Source organism: Terriglobia bacterium, from assembly GCA_020073185.1.
Taxonomy (GTDB): Bacteria; Acidobacteriota; Terriglobia; order Terriglobales; family Acidobacteriaceae; genus JAIQGF01.
Genome location: JAIQFT010000028.1, coordinates 48,542 through 70,852, shown reverse-complemented (window position 1 = coordinate 70,852; position 22,311 = coordinate 48,542). Strand labels below are relative to the sequence as shown.

General features: G+C 62.1%; 18 protein-coding genes and 1 pseudogene. 9 read left to right on the top strand and 10 right to left on the bottom strand.

The features are described 5' to 3' along the window. Positions 1-1,441, top strand: a 1,441-nt coding sequence (locus LAN64_11990; GenBank protein MBZ5568560.1) for a DUF2326 domain-containing protein, incomplete at its 5' end; no start/stop codon positions are given. A 155-nt stretch (positions 1,442-1,596) separates the two neighbouring features. Here LAN64_11990 and LAN64_11985 read toward each other — a convergent pair. From LAN64_11985 to LAN64_11975, 3 genes are all read right to left on the bottom strand, one after another. Then, the gene (locus LAN64_11985; protein MBZ5568559.1) at positions 1,597-2,364 is read right to left on the bottom strand and encodes a BON domain-containing protein; all 768 of its coding nucleotides are present in this window, start codon (positions 2,362-2,364) and stop codon (positions 1,597-1,599) included. A 495-nt stretch (positions 2,365-2,859) separates the two neighbouring features. Continuing rightward, positions 2,860-3,927 (bottom strand): SIS domain-containing protein, encoded by a 1,068-nt coding sequence (locus LAN64_11980; protein ID MBZ5568558.1) that lies wholly within the window; start codon positions 3,925-3,927, stop codon positions 2,860-2,862. A 149-nt stretch (positions 3,928-4,076) separates the two neighbouring features. Next, complete coding sequence (locus LAN64_11975; protein MBZ5568557.1) at positions 4,077-5,138, bottom strand: VWA domain-containing protein; 1,062 nt, start codon at positions 5,136-5,138, stop codon at positions 4,077-4,079. Between the two features lie 168 nt (positions 5,139-5,306). Here LAN64_11975 and LAN64_11970 point away from each other — a divergent pair, with 168 nt between their 5' ends. The 8 genes from LAN64_11970 (at position 5,307) to LAN64_11935 (ending at position 14,297) form a co-directional block, all read left to right on the top strand. After that, the gene (locus LAN64_11970) at positions 5,307-6,293 is read left to right on the top strand and encodes a YncE family protein (GenBank protein ID MBZ5568556.1); all 987 of its coding nucleotides are present in this window, start codon (positions 5,307-5,309) and stop codon (positions 6,291-6,293) included. A gap of 151 nt (positions 6,294-6,444) precedes the next feature. Continuing rightward, entirely contained in the window at positions 6,445-6,915 is a 471-nt protein-coding gene (locus LAN64_11965; GenBank protein ID MBZ5568555.1) for a (2Fe-2S)-binding protein, read from the top strand. A gap of 5 nt (positions 6,916-6,920) precedes the next feature. Further along, positions 6,921-9,146 carry a molybdopterin-dependent oxidoreductase gene (locus LAN64_11960; GenBank protein MBZ5568554.1) on the top strand — a complete coding sequence of 742 codons (2,226 nt, stop codon included), beginning with the start codon at positions 6,921-6,923 and terminating at the stop codon, positions 9,144-9,146. A gap of 117 nt (positions 9,147-9,263) precedes the next feature. After that, on the top strand, positions 9,264-10,559 hold the full coding sequence (locus LAN64_11955) for an MFS transporter (protein MBZ5568553.1): 1,296 nt from the start codon (positions 9,264-9,266) through the stop codon (positions 10,557-10,559). A gap of 157 nt (positions 10,560-10,716) precedes the next feature. After that, the gene (locus LAN64_11950; GenBank protein MBZ5568552.1) at positions 10,717-12,207 is read left to right on the top strand and encodes a magnesium chelatase; all 1,491 of its coding nucleotides are present in this window, start codon (positions 10,717-10,719) and stop codon (positions 12,205-12,207) included. 2 nt (positions 12,208-12,209) lie between these two features. Continuing rightward, the gene (locus tag LAN64_11945) at positions 12,210-12,635 is read left to right on the top strand and encodes a hypothetical protein (protein MBZ5568551.1); all 426 of its coding nucleotides are present in this window, start codon (positions 12,210-12,212) and stop codon (positions 12,633-12,635) included. Next, entirely contained in the window at positions 12,632-13,873 is a 1,242-nt protein-coding gene (locus LAN64_11940) for a VWA domain-containing protein (GenBank protein MBZ5568550.1), read from the top strand. The genes LAN64_11945 and LAN64_11940 overlap by 4 nt, the downstream gene beginning before the upstream one ends. A gap of 172 nt (positions 13,874-14,045) precedes the next feature. Further along, complete coding sequence (locus LAN64_11935) at positions 14,046-14,297, top strand: hypothetical protein (GenBank protein MBZ5568549.1); 252 nt, start codon at positions 14,046-14,048, stop codon at positions 14,295-14,297. A 27-nt stretch (positions 14,298-14,324) separates the two neighbouring features. Here LAN64_11935 and LAN64_11930 read toward each other — a convergent pair whose 3' ends face one another. The 7 genes and pseudogenes from LAN64_11930 to LAN64_11900 all read right to left on the bottom strand — a co-directional run bounded on the left by LAN64_11930 (position 14,325) and on the right by LAN64_11900 (position 22,310). Beyond that, positions 14,325-14,825 carry a DinB family protein gene (locus LAN64_11930; protein ID MBZ5568548.1) on the bottom strand — a complete coding sequence of 167 codons (501 nt, stop codon included), beginning with the start codon at positions 14,823-14,825 and terminating at the stop codon, positions 14,325-14,327. Further along, positions 14,822-15,091 carry a CDGSH iron-sulfur domain-containing protein gene (locus LAN64_11925; protein MBZ5568547.1) on the bottom strand — a complete coding sequence of 90 codons (270 nt, stop codon included), beginning with the start codon at positions 15,089-15,091 and terminating at the stop codon, positions 14,822-14,824. The genes LAN64_11930 and LAN64_11925 overlap by 4 nt, the downstream gene beginning before the upstream one ends. A 528-nt stretch (positions 15,092-15,619) precedes the next feature. After that, complete coding sequence (locus LAN64_11920; protein ID MBZ5568546.1) at positions 15,620-16,108, bottom strand: hypothetical protein; 489 nt, start codon at positions 16,106-16,108, stop codon at positions 15,620-15,622. Between the two features lie 202 nt (positions 16,109-16,310). Next, a pseudogene (locus tag LAN64_11915) lies at positions 16,311-17,628 on the bottom strand (sigma-54 dependent transcriptional regulator). Then, positions 17,625-19,091 carry a response regulator gene (locus tag LAN64_11910; GenBank protein MBZ5568545.1) on the bottom strand — a complete coding sequence of 489 codons (1,467 nt, stop codon included), beginning with the start codon at positions 19,089-19,091 and terminating at the stop codon, positions 17,625-17,627. The pseudogene LAN64_11915 and the gene LAN64_11910 overlap by 4 nt, the downstream one beginning before the upstream one ends. A 281-nt stretch (positions 19,092-19,372) precedes the next feature. Beyond that, positions 19,373-20,062 (bottom strand): hypothetical protein, encoded by a 690-nt coding sequence (locus LAN64_11905; protein MBZ5568544.1) that lies wholly within the window; start codon positions 20,060-20,062, stop codon positions 19,373-19,375. Between the two features lie 196 nt (positions 20,063-20,258). Next, positions 20,259-22,310 carry a transcriptional regulator gene (locus LAN64_11900; GenBank protein MBZ5568543.1) on the bottom strand — a complete coding sequence of 684 codons (2,052 nt, stop codon included), beginning with the start codon at positions 22,308-22,310 and terminating at the stop codon, positions 20,259-20,261. Between the last annotated feature and the right edge of the window lies 1 nt (position 22,311).

Below are 22,311 nucleotides of genomic sequence, written 5' to 3'. Positions count from 1 at the left end.
TTTTTCCCAAAGTGCTGAGGGTGTGGTAGCTTCGCTTCAAGGCGGTTCTCCTTTCGTTGAGAAAGTTTCCAACCCGACTCTATCAAGAGCCGGGTCGAGAACCGCCCCTCAACCTTCAACTATGGATGGGACACCCTCGACGCACCGCCTCCAAGCCACTTGGGACATACAAGTGCATAACGCATTTTTGCTCGGCCTTGCATGGGAAGATGCGAGCGATTGGCAACAACTTAAGGATCGCAAGAAGCTACTCGACGACCTCAAGAACGCAGCTCAAAGTGGCGTGATACAGGACGTCTTCGGTTCTCGCGGACAGTTGGAAGCGGAGCGAGTTCGGCTTAAAGAGGTTGTGTCACGCACATCCGCCGATCTAAAGGCGTTTAGAGTTCACTCAAGTTACGCGAGCATTGAAAGGCAAGCTGACGAGTTAACGAACGCTATCAAGCAGCTCAGCAACGGCAATACCGTCGACCTGAAACTGCTCGAACTTTACCGTTCAAAAATGCAGGAGGAGGTCAAGGCTTACGCCATTGGCGTAGAGGGAGTGTACGAGAGCGCAAAAGTTGTTTTTCCCGACGCAGTGAGAAAGCATCTGTCGGAAGTAGAGCAGTTCCACTCCGTAATCGTAGAACACAGGCGACAGTTTCTGTTGACGGAAATTGACCGACTGGAGACAGAGATTGCGCAGCGCAATGCCCGATTAGCCGAGATCACGTCCGAGCATGCGCGGCTACTACAGGTACTGGATACTTACGGTGCTCTGGAGCAATTCACAAAGATGCAGGAAGCCCATGCAGCCGATGTTGCAAAACTTAGGGACATTGAGACGCGTTTAAGAAATATTCGGGAGTTTGAAGAAGGGCTAAACAATCTGAAGATTGAACTTGCAATGCTGGAAAAACGTGCACGGGCTAATTATGAGGCACGTCAAACGGAGCGTGAGGCCGCAGTTGCCCTATTCAACGAAAATTCCCAGGCCTTGTACAGGGCACCTGGGCGCCTAATGATTGACGTAGGAGAGACGGGGTTTTCGTTTAACGTTCAGATCGAGCGGAAGGGCAGCACAGGAATTAGCAACATGGAAATCTTTTGCTACGATCTCATGCTGGCGCAACGTTGGAATCAAAGAGACCCGAAGCCCGGCTTTCTGCTTCATGACAACAATATATTTGCCGACGTGGACGATAGGCAAATCGCACTTGCGATCGAACTTGCTGAGTCGAAATCGCGAATGTGCGGATTTCAATATATCTGCACGTTTAATACTGACAAGCTCCCCGTAACTGAGTTCTCGCCAGGGTTCAGCGTGGACAAATTCACGAGGCTGCGACTCACCGACAAGGACGAAACTGGCGGACTGCTCGGGAGGCGTTTAAGTTCAGATGTTCCGAGGCAACGGAAAAAGAAACCTGAACAACCAAGAGCTAAAACTGCGAGTTGAATTGCATCGACTCGGATGCGCAACCCGCGCGCACTAATTGAAGGCGCGTCCTCGCCCGGAATGACACGGGGATTGGAGTTTTCGTAGCGCAAAAAAGCGCGCCCGAGGGCGAGCGCGCTCCATCACACTGCACACGCGAGGGCGAGCGCGCCACATTATCGCGCCACGTTCTCCGTCACGAGATGATTCTCCACCGAGAACGCGCCAGCGACCTCATTGGCGCGGATGCCAGCCAGCGTGCGGTCGAAGTCATTCATCACGACGCCGTACAAACCGACATGGCCGTTGTTGACCACGATGCGGATCGGCGCCTGCGGATCCATGCCGTAGCGGCTCAGCGACGGATCGCGATAAATGGCGCGCGCGGTGCGGATGCGCAGCTCGTCGTCGAACAACGACGTAGGCGCAACCTTGATGTTCTCCACCACGCCCTTGACGCCCTTGGTATTGACCACCTCGGCGATCGCCGAATCGCGGTCCACCGGATTGCGCACTTCCCCGCCGATGGTGGCGACGCCGTTGCTGACGTCCACCGTCAGCACGTTCCAGACATTGCCGTAGCCGACGCGATCATAGGCGAGCTTCTTGGCCAGCGTCTGGCGCAGCGCGGAATCCGATACCTCCGGGCCCGCGACCGTGACCAGGTCGCGCACGCCGGCAACGTGCTCCTGCTTGCGCGCCTTCTTGGCGGCGTCGAGCTTGTGCGGGAGCGAGTCGGTGGCGCCGCTGAGGGTGACAATGCCGTCCTCGACCGAAGCGCGGATGTCGTTGAACTCGGACTTCTTCTGCAGTTGTGCGGCGACCTTGGCCTGGATGGCGCTGTCGTAGGCGGCCGACGCGGTATCGCCCAGGGCCGTGCAACTCAACAGCATCGAGCCCGCCAGTAAAAGCGCCGCGAATGTGATTTTCTTTCCTGCGAACATAATCCTCACCTCCGGTCCGTGTAACTAACCGTTTGGTTAATTAGACGCGAGGTGCGCGGAAAAGTTGCGGGGCGAAGGTCGATGGTCGACGGTCGACGGCAAAGGGTCGATGGTCTATGGCTAAACAGGCTGCGGAAGAAGTGGAAAAGCAGATTCCTCGCCGCGCCTTCCTCGCTGGGCTCAGTCGGCGCGGCTCGGAATGACAACAACTTAGGGACGCGGTTTGCGGCACGACTGAAGTCGTGCCCTGACACAGGATCGAGTTTTTCAGCACCCTGTAAAGCCAAGATTTCTCGAGGCGCAATCTACGGGCGAAAACCGCGAGCAAGAATCGCGCCGTCCTGCGGGACTCGGAGAATTCATTGCATTGGCACCCAGGGCTGGCGTCCTGGGCTACCAAGCGGGCGCCCCTGCGGGGCTATTGGGTCATCGATATCAATTGCGTTTTCCGGCCATCGACCATCGACCGCACGACCGTCGACCATCGACCGCTTCCTACAGCGTACGCGTGATCTTGTGCAGCGCGCGCGGAGCGTCAGGATCCAATCCTTTGACTTCCGCCAAGCTCACGGCGAACAACTGCGCTGGAATGATGTATGGAATCGGCGTGAACAAATCGGCTGGTCCGCTCGCCGACGCCAGTTCCATCGGAATGGTAATGCAGCAATCCAGCTTCCCCACGTTCTCCACGGCAGGGCGGTGGCTCAGGTCGGTGATGATCAGGGTTTCGGCGTGGATCTGGTGCAGCCGAGCGATCAATTCGGCCATGCCTTTCCAAGTCACGCCTGCGGGCGCGAAGATGAACACCGGGAAAGCGCGTTCCAGCATGGCGATCGGCCCGTGGAGAAAGTCGGCCGAGGAAAAGCGCTCGGCCACCACGTAGCAGGTTTCCATGAGCTTGAGCGCGAACTCGAAAGCGTTGGCATAGTTCAGCCCGCGCGCCACCACGACGGCACGCTCCATCGCGCGGTAGCGCGCGGCGTGCTCCACGATTTCCGGCTGCAACTGCAATGCAGACGAGGCGTACTGCGGCAGGCGGCGCAAATCGTCGAGCGCAATCGATCCGCCCAGCGCATAGGCCAACAGGTAGAGCATGAGCAGTTGGCCGGTGTAGGTCTTGGTGGCCGCGACGCTCTCTTCTCTGCCGGCGCGGACCAGGAAGACGCGGTCCACCAGGCGCGCCAGCGTACTGGCTGCTTCATTGGTGATGCCCAGCGTGAATGCGCCTTGTGCCGCCGCTCGCTCCACCACCAGGTTGGTGTCGGTGGACTCGCCCGATTGCGAGATGGCAACCAGCAGGACGTCTTTGAGGTCAGGCGGGGTGTTGTAGAGCGAGTAGATGGACGGCGCGGCCAGCGACACGGGAATTGCGGTGGTGATTTCCAGCAGGTAGCGCCCGAACTGCGCCGCGTTGTCGGAGGTGCCGCGCGCGACCAGCACGATAAGGCGCGGCTTGCGCTGAGCAAAGCGCCGGCGGAGATCGTCGGCGGCCGCGAGCTGCGAGCCGAGGGTGCGCTCCAGCGTTTCCGGTTGCTGCGCGATTTCCTGCAACATCTTGGACATAAGCTCTTAGCTGTTAGCTTCTCACTGATTGTAGGACAAGCAGATCGTCGATGGTCGATGGCAGATGCGGGAAGTCGATGATCGTTGACAAATGCGCGAAGTCGATGGTCGTTGGCAAATGCGAAGCGGCAAGTGCTAAGAGCTAACCGCTATTCCTGCGCCGCGTAGTAGCCGCGTTTGGCGTGGATGCTGAGCGAAGGCAGTCCTTTCGGAGGCAACAGCTTGACGCGGATCTTGTGCCACTTGCCGTCTTTGGGCTTGTGCTGCGGCACATAAGCGATCACGTACTGGTTGCGCAGTTCGGCGCCGATCTTGGCGGCAACGTCAGGCAGATCGTTGAGGTTGCTGAGGACGAAGCTTCGTCCGCCGGTCACGTCCGTCACATCCGAGAGCAGCACCGGTCCGAAGCGCTCTTCCCAGGTGCGCGGGGTTTGGTCGAAGATGCCGATGGCGTAAATCTGCACGTCGGCCTCCTGGACCGCGGACTTGATCTCGCTCTCGCTGTATCGGCTGTGATTGTCGCCACCGTCGGAGATGATGAGCAACGCCTTGCGCCGATGCCGAGCGTGCCGCATCTGGTTCAAGCCCATGTAAGTGGCGTCGAGCAGCGCGGTCATGCCCTTGGGCGCGGTGAAGACGAGCTTGCTCTGGATCTCGCTGGGAGACTCGACAAAGTCGGACAGGAGTCGGGGCTTGTCGGAGAAGCCGATGAGAAAGAATTCGTCGTCGGGGTTGGCGATCTGCATGAACTGCACCACGGCTTCCTTGGCCTTGTCGAACTTGTCTTTCATGCTGCCGCTCATGTCGAAGAGGATGCCGGCGGAAATGGGGGCGTCCTCGGAAGAGAGATGGCGTACCTCCTGCTGTTGCTTGTCCTGGAAGACTTGGAAGTTCTCCTTTGCCAGGCCGGTGACGAGCCGGTCCATGTGATCGGTGACCGTGACCGGGACCAGCACCATCTCCACGTCGGAGCGCAGCGGTTTGGTGTGCGTCTTGAGCGCCGGGTCACCGGCCACGTCGGACGGCTTGGCGCTGGAGTCGACGCGCGGCGTGATGTGGACTTCCGGTTCCTGCGCAGCGGCCGGCATGAATGCGCTCAACAACAGCAGCGTGAGTGCGGTTGCGAGCGAGCGCGCCGAAGCCAAGGGGATGTGAAAGTCAGCGTGGGCCGTGGAGTGTGGTGCGGTGCGGCAGTTCGTTATGCAGCGCATGGCGACCTTGTGTCGGCCAGGGAACGAGGGCAGTTGTTGAGATGAGGAATTCCGGGTAGCGGTTATCCGGGACGCGCCGAACGCGCCGGGAGTTTGGATTTCCGGTATGCTGTTCGACCGGAGGTCGCCATGCTCTCTTGCCGGATTGCCCGGGTGTTGTTGCTTGCGATGTGCGGGATCGCGCTGATCGCCATGGCCGCGCCGGCGCCGCCGCAATACAGGGTTGTGAAGCACATCGCCCTTGGCGGTGATGGAGGCTGGGACTACATCGCGGTGGACGCAGCCGCGCGGCGGGTGTACGCGTCGCGCGCGACGCGCATGATGGTGGTGGACGCGGACTCCGGCAAACTGCTGGCGGAAATTCCCGACACGCCGGGCGTGCACGGGATCGCGCTGGCGCCGGAGTTGAACAAGGGATTCATCAGCGCCGGGCGCGCCAACCAAATGGTGGTGGTGGATCTGAAAACGCTGAAGGCGATCGGCACGGCGCCGGCAGGCGAGAATCCCGACGCGATTTTGTATGAGCCGCGGTCGAAACGCGTATTCGCGTTCAACGGGCGGAGCAAGAACGTGACCGTGATTGACGCCTCGTCGCTGAAAGTGCTGGCCACCATTCCAGTTTCCGGCAAACCGGAGTTTGCCGCCTACGATGACAAGGGCCGCGTGTTCGTGAACATCGAGGACAAGGGTACCTTGGCGGTGATTGACGCGGCCGCAATGAAGGTCACCAACGAATGGGCGATGTCGCCGTGCGAGAGGCCGACCGGGCTGGCGATCGATCGCAACAAGGGGCGCTTGTTCGCAGGATGCTCGGGCAATAAGGCTATGGCCGTGATGGATGCGAACAGCGGCAAGCTGCTGGCTTCGGTGCCGATCGGAGCAGGGTGCGATGGGACGGCGTTCGATGCTTCCAATGAGTTGGCGTTTGCGGCGAATGGGCGCGACGGAACCGTGACGGTGATCGGCGAAACCGCGCCGGGCAAATTCGAGACAGTGCAAACCGTGCCCACGCAGGTGAGCGGGCGCACGATCGCGCTCGATGAGAAAACGCACCAGCTCTTCATTCCCGCGGCGAAGTTGCAGCCGCCGCCCGCGCCGGGACTGCGTCCGACAATGGAGCCGGGGAGCTTCGAGTTGCTGGTGGTGGGACGGTGACGCCTGGATTAGCCACAGAGGGCACAGAGGGATTGACGACTTGTAGCGGCGGCCATAGGCGGCCGTCGCCACGTAATTCGGCGGTATCTGGAAGAGCGGTCCCGGCGAGGGCGCCGGGACCCACTGCGTTTGGGTCCTGACGGAGGTGGCCATGTCAGCGCTGGTGCTGATAGTCAACGGAAACGAACGACGGGTGGAGGCGGCGCCGCAGGAATCGCTGCTGTCGGTGTTGCGCGACCGGCTGCAGCTTACCGGAACCAAGTACGGCTGCGGCGAGGGCGAATGCGGCGCGTGCACCGTGCTGCTGAACGGCAAGCCGGTGCGATCGTGCCGTACCCGCGTCGGCGACGCGGCGGGAAAAAAGATCACGACGATCGAGGACCTGGAACGGAACGGACGATTACATCCGGTGCAGCAGGCGTTCCTCGATCAGGAGGCGTTCCAGTGCGCGTATTGCACGTCGGGGATGATCATGTCGGCCGCCGGGCTGCTGATGAACACGACAAATCCCAGCGATGCAGAGATCGTGCGCCAGATGAACGGCAACATCTGCCGCTGCGGGACGTATGCGCGCATCGTGGCCGCGGTGCGGCAGGCGTCGCAGGGGATGCGGAAGGAGTAGAAACGATGAGCGGCGAGAAGGAGAAAAACCCCACCCTGTCCCGCCAAACCCGGGCGGGACAAGGATGGGGCAACCCAAGTGAACTCGACTTACAAACTGACCTGGCATTCGAAATAGCGCAGTACGATGTGAACGGCCTGCACTGGTTCGAGGTGAACCGGCGCAGCTTCCTGAAGACGCTGGGCGGAGGCGTGCTGGTGTGCGTGGCGGCAAAAAGCTTGTTGGGGCAGGAATCGGGACGGGGCGGGTTCCGCAGTCAGGAACTGCCGCAGGAGATCGCCGCGTGGCTGCACGTCGCGCAGGACGGCACGGTCACGGTCTACACCGGCAAGGTCGAGATGGGGCAGAACATCCGCACCTCGCTGGCGCAGCAGGTGGCGGAAGAGCTGAGGGCGCCGGTGGAATCGATCAGAATGACGATGGGCGATACCGAGCTGACGCCGTGGGATGCGGGGACGTTCGGCAGCCGCACCACGCCGACCATGGGTCCGCAACTGCGCAAGATAGCGCTGGAAGCGCGCCAGGCACTGGTAGAAATCGCGGCGCAGAAGTGGAGCGCGCAGCCAGCGTCGCTGGTCGCGGCCGATGGCAAAGTCATGAACCCGCACACCAAGCAGTCGTTTAGCTATGGCGAGCTCACGCAGGGCCGCAACATCGTGAAAATGACGGCGGCGGACCCGGAGCTGACCCCCGCCAGCGAGTGGAAGATCGCCGGCAAGCCGGTGCCGAAGGTAGACGGGCGCAAATTCGTGACGGGAGAACACCGGTACACGTCGGACATGCAGGTCGAGGGGATGATATACGGCAAGGTGCTGCGGCCGGCGGGATTCAAAGCGAAGTTGGTGTCACTGGACAGCAGTGCGGCGGAAAAAATGCCGGGCGTGAAGGTAGTGCGCGACGGCGACTTCATCGGCGTGGTGGCGCCGGATGCGTGGACGGCGGAGCGGGCCGTGTCGGCGATCAAGGCGCAGTGGAGCGTGCCTCCGCAGCCGTCGAACGCGAGCCTGTTCGAGTACCTGAAGAATAACCAGGAGGAAGGTGGCAATCGCGCCACCGGCTCCAAACATCAGACGGGCTCGGTGACGCAGGCCCTGGCGGAAGCGGATTTCAAAATCGAGCAGACGTACACCGTGCAGTACATCGCGCATGCGCCGCTGGAAACACGGGCCGCGCTCGCCGAGTGGAAGGGCGACAAGCTCACGGTGTGGACGGGAACGCAGCGTCCATTCGCGGTGCGCGACGAGTTGGTGGAGGCGTTCCGGATTTCGCCGGATAAGGCGCGGGTGCTGGTGCCCGACACCGGCTCAGCATACGGCGGCAAGCACACGGGCGACGCGGCGGTGGAAGCGGCGCGGCTGGCACGTGCGGCGGCCAAACCGGTCAAGGTGGTGTGGACGCGGGAAGAGGAATTCACCTGGGCCTACTTCCGCCCGGCGGGGTTGATCGAGGTTCGAAGCGGCGCGCGCAAGGACGGAACCATCGTGGCGTGGGAGTTTCACAACTGCAATTCGGGTCCGGCGGCGATCGGGACTCCCTACGACATCGCGAACCAGTTGATCCAGTTCCATCCGGTAAAGTCGCCGCTGCGGCAGGGGTCGTACCGCGGACTGGCGGCCACCGCCAACCACTTCGCGCGCGAGAGCCACATGGACGAATTGGCGCACGCGGCGGGAATCGAGCCGCTGGAGTTCCGGCTGAAGAACACAGCGAACCCGCGGCTGCGCGCCGTGTTTCAGGCGGCAGCAGCCAAGTTCGGCTGGGGACGCGAGAAGGCGACGGCAACGCGCGGCTTCGGGATTGCGGGCGGGATCGAGAAAGGCGGACACGTGGCCACCTGCGCCGAGGTTGCGATCGATACGAAGACGCGCGCAGTCAGGATCCGCCGCGTGGTGGAGGCGTTCGAGTGCGGCGCGGTGGTGAATCCCAACGGACTGCGCAACCAGATCGAGGGCATGATCGTGCAGGCGATCGGGGGCGCGATGTTCGAGGCGGTGCGCTTCGAGAACGGGCATGTTCTGAACCCGCATTTCGCGCAGTACCGCGTGCCGCGGTTCGCCGACGCCCCAGAGATCGAGATCGTCGTGCTCGACCGCAAGGACCTGCCGCCGGCCGGCGCCGGGGAAACGCCGATTGTCGGCCTGGCGCCGGCGGTGGCGAATGCGATCTTTTCGGCGAGCGGAGTGCGGCTGAGGGCGATGCCACTGCTGCCGGAGGGCAGAATTCCTGCATAAATCTTGCGCGCGGCACAGGTTTCCGCGCGCATTCTCTTCGGCCAGCGGACCGGCACGAGCATCTTAGTAAAGCGGATGGCGCCGCCCGTCGAATCGCAAAATTCCGAAGCCAGATGGATGTTCGCGGTGCGCGCGCTGCGCCATCGCAATTACCGGCTGTTCTTCGGCGGACAAAGCGTGTCGCTGATCGGCACGTGGATGACGCGAATCGCGACCAGTTGGCTGGTGTACCGCCTGACCGGCTCCGCGCTGTTGCTGGGGGTGGTCGGATTCGCGGGACAGATTCCGACTTTCCTGCTCGCGCCCTTTGCCGGCGTGTGGGTGGACCGACTGGACCGCCACCGCGTGCTGGTGGTGACCCAGATCCTGGCCATGTTGCAATCGTTCGCGTTGGCAGTGCTAGCGCTGACGCACCGCATCACCATCTGGAACATTGTGTGGCTGAGCGCATTCCAGGGACTGATCAACGCCTTCGACATGCCCGCGCGCCAGGCTTTCGTCGTGGAAATGGTGGAAGAGCGCGAGGACCTGAGCAATGCCATCGCGCTGAACTCGTCGATGGTGAACATGGCGCGGTTGATCGGGCCGTCACTGGCGGGCGTGGTGATCGCTGTGTTCGGAGAAGGCTACTGTTTCCTGATTGACGGGTTCAGCTACCTGGCGGTGATCGCCTCCCTGCTGCTGATGCGTCTGCGACGGCAGGAGCCACGCCGCGCCCGAACCAACATGCTGGCCGAGCTCAAGGAAGGGTGGGCTTACGTGTCGGGGTCGGTGGCGATCCGGGCGATTCTGGTGCTGCTGGCGCTGGTGAGCCTGGTGGGAATGCCGTACACGGTGCTGATGCCGATTTTTGCGGGCAGCATTCTCCGAGGAGGGCCGCACACGCTTGGGTTCCTGATGGCGGCGTCGGGAGTGGGCGCGCTAACGGGCGCGGTCCACCTGGCGTCGCGCAGGACAGTGGTGGGGCTGGGTCGGGTGGTGACGGCGTCGGCGGCACTGTTCGGAATCGGCCTGATCACGTTCTCGCAATCGCGCCGGATGTGGCTGTCGCTGGCACTGATGGTTGTAACCGGAATGGGCATGATGCAGCAGATGGCGGCTAGCAACACCATTCTGCAGACGATCGTGGATGAAGAGAAGCGCGGCCGGGTGATGAGCTACTTCTCGATGGCGATCGTGGGCATGACGCCGTTCGGTAGCCTGCTGGCGGGAAGCGTAGCGGCGAGAATGGGGGCACCGAGGACGCTGCTGATCAGCGGGGTGTGCTGCGTGGCGGGAGCGGCGTGGTTCGGGTTGCATCTGGAGGACGTGCGGAGCGAGGTGCGGCCGATTTACAGAGAGCTGGGCATCTTGCCGGAGATCGCCAACGGGATCCACCAAGCGTCGGTGCTGCGAACCCCACCGGAGGAGTGAAGGAGGCGGGCTCACGGTCGCGCTCCACCACTCTCAGAGCGAGGACCCCTGAATCCCGCATCCGGAGCGCGGTTCCGGCATCACATAAGCGTGTGATGCCGCGGGCGTATAATCACCGCAGGTGAGGGGTGTTCCCACAGAGAGGTTCCCAAAAGCAATGAATCTTCCCCGGACGCTTGGACAGCTCCGCCAGTCGCCGTTTTCCGAACCGCGCCTGCACAGCCGACGCGTGAAAGATGAACTGCGCGAAAACCTGATTGCCAAGCTGCGCCAGGGCGAGGCGATGTTCCCCGGCATCGTGGGCTACGACGATACGGTGGTCCCGCAGATCGTGAACGCGATTCTGTCGCGGCACAATTTCATTCTGCTCGGATTGCGCGGGCAGGCCAAGAGCCGGATTTTGCGCGCGCTGACTTCCCTGTTGGACACGCACATGCCATACGTTTCCGGTTGCGAGGTCCACGACAATCCGTACGCGCCGATCTGCCGGCGCTGCCGCGAACTGATTGCCGACGAGGGCGAGGAGACGCCGATCGCGTGGCTGGCGCCCGAGGAACGCTATGTCGAGAAGCTGGCGACCCCGGATGTCACCATCGCGGACCTGATCGGCGACATCGATCCGATCAAGGCGGCCCGGGGCGGGCACGAGTTGTCGAGCGAGCTGACGGTGCACTACGGGCTGTTGCCGCGGGCCAACCGCGGCATTTTCGCGATTAACGAATTGCCCGATCTCGCGGGAAAGATCCAGGTCGGGTTGTTCAACATCATGCAGGAAGGCGACGTGCAGATTAAGGGCTACCCGATCCGGCTGCCGCTGGACGTCGCGCTCGTCTTCAGCGCCAATCCGGAGGACTACACGGCACGGGGCAAGATCATCACGCCGCTGAAAGACCGCATCGGGTCGGAGATTCGGACGCATTACCCGGCGACGGTGGAGGAAGGGATCGCGATCACGTCGCAGGAGGCGTGGGCGCAGCGCGACGGCTACAAGCTGCAGGTGCCGAAGTACGTTCGCGAGGTGATCGAACAGATTGCGTTTGCGGCGCGCGAGGACAAGAAAATCGACAAGCGCAGCGGAGTCAGCCAGCGGCTGCCGATTACCTGCCTGGAGAACGTGATCTCGAACGCCGAGCGGCGGGCGATTCTGCACGGCGAAGAGACGGTGGTGCCGCGGATCGGCGACATCTACGCCGCCATGCCGGCGATCACCGGCAAGCTGGAATTGGAGTACGAGGGCGAGGTCAAGGGCGCCGACAACGTGGGCCGCGAGTTGATCCGCATGGCCATCGCGAAAACTTACGACGAGTATTTCCACGGGGCGAACATGCAGCAGATCGTGCAGTGGTTCGATCTCGGTGGGAATATCAAGCTCCAGGACGGAACGCCGGCAGCCAAGTTGCTGGAGGAGATCAAAGGCATTCAGGGATTGCTCGAGAAGCTGAGCGCGTTGGGGGTAAAAGCGCGCGACGCGGCGGAAGTGCAGGTTTCGGCAGCCGAGTTTCTGCTGGAGGGCCTGTACGCGCACAAGCGCATCGGGCGCAACGAGGAGCGTTTGTTTACCGCCGGCGAAAAGCAACCGCGCCGAGCGGAGGCGAGCGGAATGCGAGGCGAAGAGCCGCCGTTCCGGTCGAGAAGGCCGTTTAATTAGCCATGGTGGAACGAATTGTTTACTGGGCGGTGTTGGTGTGGGTCGCGCTGGGGACATTGTTAATGGCCTTCACGTCGGCGATTGCGTTACGCGATCCGAAACTGCACCTTGGGTTGGGAATTGTGCAACTCATGGGAGCGCGGGCACTGCTTGCGTCGGTACCGCTGGCGGTATGCGGGATTGCCGGGCTATGGCTGCTGATGCGACGACGGCTCACCGGCGCATATCTGGTTGCGGTGTTATCCGCCACGTGGGCGATCTGTCTGAGCGTAGAGACGTGGAAGGATTACGACGGAGCGGTAACCGGGATGGCCGCGGCATATTTGCTGGCCGCGATCTGGAGTCTCTCCACGGCGCGGAATTGGGCGAGAGCTTCGAGAAACGGCAGCTGCAGCGCGATCGCGGGTGGCTCGGAACAGGGCCGATGAAGCGCGTTACCTACGCCAAGTACGTGCCGGATCCGGCGGGCGAGATGAGCATGGAAGACCTGCTCAGCGCGCTGTCGGATTACCTGCTGCAGAGCGGGTTTCAGAATTCTTACGGCTTCATGGAAATGCGCGACCCGGAGCAGACGCTGGAAGAGCTGCGCCGCGCCATCGAAAACGCGCTGATGAACAGCGAGATGATGGACGAACTGCAGGAACAGCTCCAGCAGATGCAGATGGAAGGCAAGCTGGACGAGTTGATCGAGAAGCTGATCGAGCGCATGCAGGAGGAAGGGTTCATTTCCGTTGACCAGCCGCCGCAGGACCCGTCGAAGCAGTCGTCGGTGGGCGGGCAGGTGGGGCAAAACCAGGCGCAGACAAAATTCGAGATCACCGACAAGAGTTTGGATTTTCTGGGCTACCGCACCTTGCGCGACCTGCTCGGGTCGCTGGGCAAATCCAGCTTCGGGCGGCACGACACGCGCGACCTGGCTACCGGCGTGGAGGCAAGCGGCGCGGCAAAAACGTACGAGTTCGGCGACACGCTGAACCTGGACATCACGGCAACGCTGTCGTCGGCGATCCAGCGCGAAGGAGCGCAGGTACCGCTGAACCTGGAGTACAGCGATCTGCAGGTGCATCAGTGCGAGTACCAGTCGTCGTGCGCGACGGTGCTGATGCTGGACTGTTCGCACTCGATGATCCTGTACGGCGAGGACCGCTTCACGCCGGCGAAGAAAGTGGCGATGGCGCTGTCGCACCTGATCCGCACGCAGTATCCGGGCGATTCGCTGGCGCTGATCCTGTTTCACGATTCGGCGGAAGAAGTGCCGCTGTCGCAACTGGCGCGGGTCAAGGTCGGGCCGTACTACACCAATACGCGCGAGGGCTTGCGGCTGGCGCAGCGCCTGCTGGCGCGGCAGCGCAAGGACATGAAGCAGATCGTGATGATCACCGACGGCAAACCTTCGGCGCTGACCCTGGAGGACGGGCGAATCTACAAGAACGCCTTCGGGCTGGACCCGTTGGTGGTGAGCCAGACGCTGGAGGAAGTGTCCAAGTGCAAGCGCGCGGGGATTCTGATCAACACCTTCATGCTGGCCAGCGATTATGGGCTGGTGCAGTTCGTGCAGAAAGTCACCGAGATGTGCCGCGGAAAAGCGTACTTCACGACGCCCTATACGCTGGGGCAGTACTTGCTGATGGACTACATGAGCAGGAAGACGAAGACCATTCACTGACACACCAGCCAGCCGTCCCTACAGGACTGAAAACTCCCCGACAATTCTCCCGGCACTTAAAGTGCCGCGCTATTCTCATCCCGTCCCTTACGGGACACGAGGCGACAAACTCTCGTGTACGGTATTGCGTATCTGGCGCGTGCGAACTAATCTCATTTTGGAGAGGGGAAGCATGGCAGAACCAAGTTATGAGGAGTTGAAGGCGAAGGTGGAGGCACTGGAGAAACAAGCGGCGCGCAAGCGCAGCGGCCCACTGGAATTCCGCGTCAGCGAAAAGGGCGCGGTGAGCGTTTACGGGATGGGGCGGTTTCCAGTGACACTGTATTACGAGCAGTGGACACGGCTGCTGGAGGCGGCGGACAAACTGAAAGAGTTTCTGGAAGAAAACAAGAGCCGGTTGAAGCTGAAAAGCGCGGCGGAGTGAAACAGTTTCCAGTTTCTAGTTTTCAGCTCACGCGTAGGCGGATTCAGGGCGGCGGAATTCGCTCAGTGCGATGCCGATGTGCTGCAGGTGATGGACCATGTGGTCCACGTAATCCTCAATCAAGAATCCCAGCGTGACGGAGTCTCCGCCGGCGATGGTGCAGGTGCGGGCCAGCGATGAGGCGGGAATCCGGCGCGCGGCCGCCAGCATGTGCTGGTTTAAAGCCTTCCACAGCGCAACTAATTCCATCCAATCGCGATCGTCATAGCCCTGGCGCTCGACCCAGGCATCCTGCTCGTAGCCGGGAAGCGCGGGCGCGGATTCGCGTTGCACGCGAATGATGCGCACGTAATTGTTGACCGCAGAGTCAACAAGGTGGCCGAGCTCTTGTTTCTTCGACCACGCGTCGGGCATAGGACGGGCGGCGGCAGTGGTTGACGACAACGCGCTCAGGCGTTGGCCGGCGACGGCGAGTACGGCGGCAAATCGGTCCCAAGTCTGCATGTGGATCAGAGGCTCAGGGTTCATCTCTTCGTGGGGCCGCCGGCGGGGGGATTATTTGCCGCACTATCGGCGGATTTGACGGCGGCTTCGGCGGCCTGGAAGGCGATCTTGGCATGGGTGCCGTCGCAAAAGGGCTTATTCACCGACCCGCCACAGCGGCAAAGCGAGAACGCCGTCCTGCCGGCCAAGTTGTATTCATTGCCGTCGGCATCGGTCAGGGTCACCGATCCCTCGGGCGCCTCCACGCGAAACGGTCCGTTTTTTCTTGCCGTGATCTTCACATCCGCCATGATTTCCCTCCTAGGCTGTAATAGATGACGGGAAGGCGGCGCCGGACACTGAGAAAAGTCTACGCGGCGCAGAACTTCCGGGTGCGCTTTCATGTCCATGCCGGAGGTCCGCCGCATGGCCTAGGTTGTAGTACGGTTCGGGATGCACCAAGCGCTAGGGTCACTGGAGGAGCTCTCGATGAAGTCCATGCAGGGGAAATCCTGGGAGTCGAGAATTCCCTGGTTCCAGACTGGGCAGTTCTCCCCTGGCGTACCAATTCGGGATTCCAGACCATGGTGTGAACACCCCATTACTTCTCATTTTCCCTACGTTATCGCGGGCGAACAGCGGGCAGGCGGGGGGTGAAGCACGCTCATGGAACAGGGTCTCGTCGACAGAAGATCGTCGGAAGCATCGGGATGCCTCGTCGCAGCAGGAAGCAAGGTGATTGGTTGCAATGGGATAGCTAGGGTCCGCGAATGTGGCCCGCCAGTTCTGAGGGGAGCATCGGGACCGCACGGAAGAATGCGGTCCCGGCAATAGACTAGCTAGTTGACAACTCCGAGACGCGAGCGAATCTTGTCTGCCATCTCGTAAACCGACTTGAGCTTGGCTTCGGCCGCGGAAGGCAGCGCAGGCGTCTCGAGCGCCTGTTGTGTCCCAAGCAGGATGCCGGTCAGTTCGCCTCGCAACTGGCTGCGCAAGTCGGCCTCGGCGGCGTGCCGGGCGAGGCTGCGTTCCTGTTCCGCACGGCGGAGGGCGGCCTGGACATCGCGAACCACGCGTTCCATGCGGCTGAGCGCGAGATTCACGAAGATGGGCACCGCTCTTCCGACATGTTTGACCAGCATGTCAATCGTCTTGGGGCTGGGCTCGAGCAGGCTCTCGTCGATGACTACGGCGGCGAATTCCTGCTCGCGCAGACGGACCAGCGCGGTACGAACGTCACGCGCGACTTCAGTCTTGATGCGAGTAGCGGCCAATAGCGCGGTGGCGCACTCCTGGCCGCGGGCGGAAGTAGTGATCAGAAGAATCATGCGCTGGTAATTGCACTTCGTATGCCATCGCGGTGCAACTGAAAACGCATCAGATTGCGCTACTTGGCGTCATCGTTACTTCCCGTAATGGGAGCCTGAAGAGGGAATCGGGAAGGAGCCAAGCGCAATGCCAAGTTTGCCGACATGTCCCGGCACGAAAGAAAAGCCCGGCCGGATTTCGGCCGGGTGCGCCGCTGATGAACTAGTCCTCAACCGCGTACTCCTTGAGCTTGCGATACAAGGTGGTCTTGCCGATGCCGAGCAGGCGGGCGGCCAGCAGCTTGTCGCCCTTGAGCTGTTCAATGGTGCGCAGAATGGCTTCCCGCTCCAGTTCAGCGATGGACACTATCTTGCCCGCGCCGGTGGCTTCCGGCGGCATGGGGTGATTGGCATTCTGGATGGGCGAGGGCAGGTCGGAGGTCTGGATGTGGGGGCCGGAGCTGAGGGCACAGGCGCGCTCCAGGCAATTTTCCAGCTCGCGCACGTTGCCCGGCCAGTCGTAACCCATCATGAGGTTCAGCGCCTCCTCGCTCAAAGTGCGCTGCGAGCCGGTGGCGCGCGACAGCCTCTCCAGGAAGTGCTCCGCCAGCAGCGGGATGTCCTGCTTGCGGTCACGCAGGGGCGGAATCTTCAGGCTGAGCACGTTGAGGCGGAAGTAAAGATCGCGGCGGAAGGTGCCGTCGGCAACGGCCGCCTCGAGCTCGCGATTGGTGGCGGCCAGGATGCGCACGTTGATGGGGACGCGCTTGGTGCTGCCCACCGGCCGGATTTCCTTCTCCTGGATGGAGCGCAGCAGTTTGGCCTGGAAGTCGACGGTCAATTCGCCGATCTCATCGAGGAAGATAGTGCCACCCTGGGCGATGGCGAGTAGTCCTTCCTTGGCTCGCACCGCGCCGGTGAAGGCGCCGCGCACGTACCCGAAGAGTTCGCTTTCGATCAGCGTGGGAACCAGGGAACCGCAATCCACCGGGATGAACGGCTTGTCATGATAAGGCCCGGAGTAGTGGATGCAGCGCGCCACCAGCTCTTTGCCAGTGCCGCTTTCGCCCATGATGAGCACGGGGTGAGTGCTCTGCGCCGCCTTGGCGATGATGCGGTAGAGCTTCTCCATTTCCGATGGCGCGCTCCAGCATGACGCGGAGCTCGTCCAGGGTGAACGGCTTGCTGATGTAGTCAAACGCACCCATCTTCATCGCCTGCACCGCCGAGGGAACCGTGGCGTAGCCGGTGATAATGGTGACCACGGCATTGGGGCGGCGGCCTTTGATCGTGGCCAGCGCTTCCAGACCGCTACCACCGGGCAGCTTGAGGTCGAGCAACACGATGTCGATGTTCTGGCTGTCGAGCACCTTGTAGGCGTGCTCGGCGGAATCGGCGACGAAGGTGTTGAAGCCGGCACTCTGCGCGGCTTCGCGGCAACCTTCGCGGACGGCGCGCTCGTCGTCCACGATGAGCAGGTTGAGCAGATTTGCGCCCGGTAACTCACGGGGTCCAGTGATTGTATCCAAAGCGGAGATCATGGCAATTCCCTCTCCATCGGCGAACCGGGGCCGCCGGCGACAGCAGCCGACGGCCGGTGATCAAGGACTTCGCGCACCTTCTCGGCCAGCATGGCGCGGGAGAAGGGCTTGTATAAGAGCTTGGCTCCGGCAGCGGCCGTGTTGGCCTTGGCCGGATAGCCGGTGATAAAAAGAGCTCGGGTTTCCGGATGAAGCTGCTGGACCTGACGGACGGCGTCGCAGCCACACATCCCGGGCATGACCACATCGCTGATGAACAAATCAATGTTGCCGGTGTGGGCGCGGGCCAGCCGGACGGCCTGTTGGCCGTCGCGCGCCTGCAGCACGCGATATCCCGTTTCCGTCAGCAGATGAGCTACGGAAGAGCGCACGGCAGCGTCATCTTCGGCCAGCACGACCGTTCCCGTGCCGATGCCAGGCTGCGCGATGACGGCACCGGCAGCATCGGCGGCGAGGTCCGCGGTGGAACATGGCAGGTGGATGGTGACGCGCGTGCCCTTGCCGGGCTTGCTGGACACGGAAACCGCGCCGCCGCTCTGGCTGACGATGCCGTACACCATGGACATGCCGAGCCCAACGCCCTCGCCGACACGCTTGGTTGTGAAAAACGGCTCGAATAGGCGCTTGCGCACCTGCTCATCCATGCCGCAACCGGTGTCGGAGACGGTCAGGGTGGCGTATTCGCCGGGATGCAATCCGGGATGGCGCTGCGCCGCGCGCGCGTGCAACGTGCAGGCGCCGGTTGAGATGCGAACCTGGCCGCCCTCGGGCATGGCATCGCGCGCGTTCATCACAAGATTGAGGATGACCTGCTGCATCTGCGCTGGATCCACGTACACCGCGTCGTGATCGCCTTCGGAACGGGTGATGAGTTCGATGTTCTCGCCCAGCAGCGGTTCCAGCATGCCGCGCATGGAGGAGACGATGGCAAACAACGAGACCAGCCGCGGCGCCAGCGGTTGCTGGCGCGCGAAGGTCAACAACTGGCGCACGATGGCGGTGCCGCGCTGTGCGGCGAGATGGATCTCCTCGGCTTCGCGACGGCGCTGGGTGCGCTCCAGCAGCAGGTCGGAGTAGAGCGTGATGGCGGTCAGAACGTTATTGAAGTCGTGCGCCAGGCGGCGGCGATCGGAGACGTCGCGGACCACGTGCAAGACCAGAGGGTAGGAGCCGCGGCGAAATTCCAAGCGAATGGTGTCGAGCTCCGGCGGACCTTCATTGCCCCCAGCGCGTGATTTACGCGCGGCCTTGGCGGGGATGGAGAGGGCCTCTACCGGTTTCCCGATCAGGGAAAGAGGTGTGGAAAAGCCGGCAAGGCGGGCGTAGGCCGGGTTGGCGTAAACCACATGCCCGGCTTGCTCAATCATCAGGCCGTGCGGGCAATCATGGGCAGCCGCCTCCAAGAATTCGGTGCCGCCTCTGAGGAGAGCAGGAGCCGCCGATCTCGAAACGGAACGGGACATATCTGCCGCAAGTTGAGCCCAAGTTGGTACAGACGACCCGAGCAAAGAATAGATTTTTCCGTTTTGGAATGAAGTGACGTAAATCACAGGTGTGGCGGACATTACGAGAGGATATTAGGCTGTAATCGCCCTACTCGCTCCCATAAAAAGACACGTAGGCACAGACACGAAACCCGGAATGGGACGGGGCGGTCCACAGAGTTTCATTTTGGGACGTTTCTGGGTGGGAAAAGCGAGGCGTCAAGAAACGCCAACACTGGCCCGTCGTGGAAGGAGGCACCCTATGCCTTGGTGACCAGGGGTTGGGTGAGGCGGAAAGTGAGCCGGCGTTCCGGCGCGAAGGAGACATCCTTCTTGCCGGTAAAGTACGCACCGGCAGTGCCGCTGCCACCGCCGATGGCGGTGCCGATAAGGGCGCCCTTGGCGCCGCCGGCAATGGCCCCGATCAGCGCGCCAGCGCCCGCGCCTCCACCGATGAGCGCGAGGTTGCGTTTTTTGTGGGAGCCGCCCACCACGAAGACGCTGGAGGTATGCACGGGCTGCGATTTTCCGTCCATCTCAAGGGACACCAGCGAGAGGCGGAGGTAACCCGACTTGTGCAGGTGTCCCGAGGAGCGAGCAGCCACGACGCGGCCGCGAACCATGGCGCCGCGCGGAGCGATGGTGGTGCCGTCAACCACGATGGGATCGTCCAGCACGGCGGCAAATTCGTCGCCAGGCCGATTGGAGGCGCTGGAAATAGCGTTTTGCAAGCGCACGGAAATGGGAGTGCCGGCGGGAACGGTCACCTCATCCAGCGCCAGCGAGGGAGGGGAGAGGACTCCCTTCTTGGCATCGGAGAACGGTGGATTGGAACCGCCGGCGGGTGGGGCCGTAGCGGCATTGACGCTATCCGGGACGGTGCCGCAAGCGACGGCAAACAGGAGGGGGAATGAAATCACGACCAAAGCAACAGCCGATTTGATTGTCATGATAGACCCCATTGCATGGTTACGGGCCACCCGGCAGCAGGGCACTCCTGGTGCCAACTTTTGGCTATGATTTTCAATCACCTGTGGGAATGGCTCAGGTATCCCCGTGTAGTTTTTTCCGGCTTGGAGGGTAATACGGAAAAATGGGAGTCCGGGAAGCACTGGACTCCCATTCGGTCTTCCTGACTGCCGCGGGTTATTGCAAGCTGCCGCCCGCAGTGGCACGCAGCGAGGGTGCTTCGGACTCGGGTTGGGCAACAATGCCCCGGAACGGAGTGATGCCGAGCAGTCGTCCGCCGGCGATGCTGATGGAGCGGATGTGAAGTCCGGCATCGGCAGCGCGGCGCCATACTCGGCCGTCGTGCGTCGAGTAGATTTCGCCCGAAGGCGTCAAACCCAGGAGGCGCTGCGCATCGGCGTCGAAGCGCACCGACATCAGGTTCTGCGGCGGCGTTCCGACCAGCACATGTACCCAGTTGGCGCCATTGTCCTGGCTGTAAAACACACCGGCATGGGTGGCAATCCAAAGGCTTGCGGGAGAGATGGCGACGCCACGCACAATTCCCACATACGGGGGCAGGGCAATCTTTGACCATGCGGCGCCGCCATCGCGCGAAAACACCAACGAGTTCGGGGTTGCGGCCAAGATTTGCTCGCCGGCCGCGTCCATGGAGAAGAAGCTGCGCTCTGCCGCCACCGGCCCTCCACGCCAGGTCAGGCCGTGGTCAAGAGTAGTGTAAACGCCGTCCGAGGTAGCGGCAGACCAGCGATCGCCGGAAACCACGATGCGCGCCACGCGGGTGTTGAGCTCCGATTTCACCAATTCGCGGCGGGTGGTGATTACTTTCTTTTTGGTTTTCTTGGAAGTGGTCTTTACCGTCACCAGCCTTTCGGTGACGACGACGTTAATCGGCCGCCAGCGTGCAACCTTGTTCTCGTATAAATAGACGCCGCGGTGTGTGCCGGCGAGCAGGTCGCCGTTGGCCGATTGCGCCAGCGTGAAGATGTCGTGGCCGGCGAGTCCGGCGTTCATCTGCTGCCAGTGGCTGCCGCTGTCGTGGCTGACAAAGACGCCGCCGAATTCCTTGTCATTGAGCACTCCCGCATAGAGCGTGCTGGACTGGTTGCGATCGGCGAGCACGGTGGAAACCTGGCGATGCGAAAAGCCGTGGTTGGAAGCGCGGACGCTCTGCCCGCCGTCGTCGCTGGCAAGCACTCCGCTGCGGTCGGTGGCCAGCAGTATGTGCGACGACTGGTGCGGATCGGCCAAGACGTCATTCACGATCACGTTGGACGCGGTCGTGCGGCGCCACGTCTTACCGGCGTCAAGGGTCTTCCACAGCCCCTCCGTCGTACCGGCATAAACGACGGCCGGGTTGGCGGGGTCCTGGTGCAAAACGCGGGTGCGCCGCGCCGAGAACGGGATACCCTGAATTTTGTGGAACAGTTCGCCGGAATTCTCGCTCTTGTAGATACCGGAGCACGCGCTCAGGTACACGGTCGTAGGATTCTGCTGGTCAATGATGATGGAGAAGACATCGGAATCGTCCACGATGCCCTGCTTCATGGAGCGCCAGTTGAGGCCGCCATCGGTGGTCTTCCACGGCAGGTGCCAGGTGCCGGCGTAGAGCACGTCGGAGGAGCGCGGGTCTATGGCGATGGACTCGATGTTCTTGATCTCGGCATGGTTGGCAGGCGAGATGCGCTCCCAAGTGTCACCGCGGTTGGGGCTGCGGAAAACACCGTCCAGCGTGCCCGCCACCATGATGCGGGGATCGCGTTGGAAGACGGCGAAGCTGCGCACCGACTTGCCATGCATGGCGGGCAGCGCCTGCCAGGTGCGGCCGGCGTCGCGCGAGCGGAAAATGTCGCCGCCGTTGTTTTCGATGCTCCAGGCTGCAACGTAGATCGTGTTCGCGTCGGTGGGATCGACCACGATGTGGTCGAGGACATAGTCGTTGCTATCGCCAAAGTGGGCAAAGTGCGACCAGGTGGCGCCCGCGTCGGTGGAGAGATAGAGTTCGCCGGCGCTGGTACCCAGGAAGACGCGGCTGGGATCGTGCGGATCGAGCGCCAGGCTACGCACGTCGCCACCCTCGGGACCAAGCGCAATCCAGCGGCTATGGGAAGCCGGGGTCTGCGCCGCGGCAAAACAAGTGGCCAGAAGCAGAATGGCAGCCAAGTGCCGGGTGCGAACACGAAGGGCAGCCAAACTCACCAACTCGCCAGATGCAGTGGATGTGGTCACG

Bases quoted from the DNA above. Each gene is read 5' to 3' on its own strand.
- LAN64_11985 (MBZ5568559.1), bottom strand. From the start codon at position 2,364: ATGTTCGCAGGAAAGAAAATCACATTCGCGGCGCTTTTACTGGCGGGC.
- LAN64_11980 (MBZ5568558.1), bottom strand. From the start codon at position 3,927: ATGTCCAAGATGTTGCAGGAAATCGCGCAGCAACCGGAAACGCTGGAG.
- LAN64_11975 (MBZ5568557.1), bottom strand. From the start codon at position 5,138: ATGCGCTGCATAACGAACTGCCGCACCGCACCACACTCCACGGCCCAC.
- LAN64_11970 (MBZ5568556.1), top strand. From the start codon at position 5,307: ATGTGCGGGATCGCGCTGATCGCCATGGCCGCGCCGGCGCCGCCGCAA.
- LAN64_11965 (MBZ5568555.1), top strand. From the start codon at position 6,445: ATGTCAGCGCTGGTGCTGATAGTCAACGGAAACGAACGACGGGTGGAG.
- LAN64_11960 (MBZ5568554.1), top strand. From the start codon at position 6,921: ATGAGCGGCGAGAAGGAGAAAAACCCCACCCTGTCCCGCCAAACCCGG.
- LAN64_11955 (MBZ5568553.1), top strand. From the start codon at position 9,264: ATGTTCGCGGTGCGCGCGCTGCGCCATCGCAATTACCGGCTGTTCTTC.
- LAN64_11950 (MBZ5568552.1), top strand. From the start codon at position 10,717: ATGAATCTTCCCCGGACGCTTGGACAGCTCCGCCAGTCGCCGTTTTCC.
- LAN64_11945 (MBZ5568551.1), top strand. From the start codon at position 12,210: ATGGTGGAACGAATTGTTTACTGGGCGGTGTTGGTGTGGGTCGCGCTG.
- LAN64_11940 (MBZ5568550.1), top strand. From the start codon at position 12,632: ATGAAGCGCGTTACCTACGCCAAGTACGTGCCGGATCCGGCGGGCGAG.
- LAN64_11935 (MBZ5568549.1), top strand. From the start codon at position 14,046: ATGGCAGAACCAAGTTATGAGGAGTTGAAGGCGAAGGTGGAGGCACTG.
- LAN64_11930 (MBZ5568548.1), bottom strand. From the start codon at position 14,825: ATGAACCCTGAGCCTCTGATCCACATGCAGACTTGGGACCGATTTGCC.
- LAN64_11925 (MBZ5568547.1), bottom strand. From the start codon at position 15,091: ATGGCGGATGTGAAGATCACGGCAAGAAAAAACGGACCGTTTCGCGTG.
- LAN64_11920 (MBZ5568546.1), bottom strand. From the start codon at position 16,108: ATGATTCTTCTGATCACTACTTCCGCCCGCGGCCAGGAGTGCGCCACC.
- LAN64_11910 (MBZ5568545.1), bottom strand. From the start codon at position 19,091: ATGTCCCGTTCCGTTTCGAGATCGGCGGCTCCTGCTCTCCTCAGAGGC.
- LAN64_11905 (MBZ5568544.1), bottom strand. From the start codon at position 20,062: ATGACAATCAAATCGGCTGTTGCTTTGGTCGTGATTTCATTCCCCCTC.